The organism is Treponema sp. R8-4-B8, from assembly GCF_054786175.1.
On sequence record NZ_BDHE01000443.1, the window covers coordinates 1 to 433 of the forward strand.

General features: G+C 46.9%; 1 protein-coding gene. It reads right to left on the minus strand.

Features of this window, described 5'->3' with window-relative positions; translation table 11 throughout:
• On the minus strand, nt 1-433 hold a 433-nt coding region (locus ACYVRA_RS09165; protein ID WP_461252397.1), incomplete at both ends, for a methyl-accepting chemotaxis protein.

A 433-nucleotide genomic window follows, 5' to 3' on the forward strand; every position in this document is an offset into this window, starting at 1 on the left:
GAATCAATCGCTTCAAATCTTGCCAGTACATTTTCGGTGGAGCTTGTAATTTGTTTGATTGATTCAGCAATCTTTTTAAGTACTGTGCCGATGGTCTTAGACTGATCGCTAGAGCTTTCCGCAAGTTTACGGATTTCATCGGCTACTACGGCAAAGCCTTTTCCTGCTTCTCCTGCGTGGGCGGCTTCTATTGCCGCGTTCATCGAAAGTAAATTGGTCTGGCTTGCTATGTTTTCCATTACCGAGTTAATTTCCAAAAGCCCCTCTGACTCACGGGCTATCTCTTGAATGTCGGTGGCTACTTCCTGCAATCCGCCACGGCCTACTTCGGAAGCTTCTTTTAACGTGTTTACATTGGCGGTGTTGCTGACCAGCGTGTTGGTAACAGAGCTGATATTTGCTACCATTTCCTCAATGGCGGTTGACGCTTGGG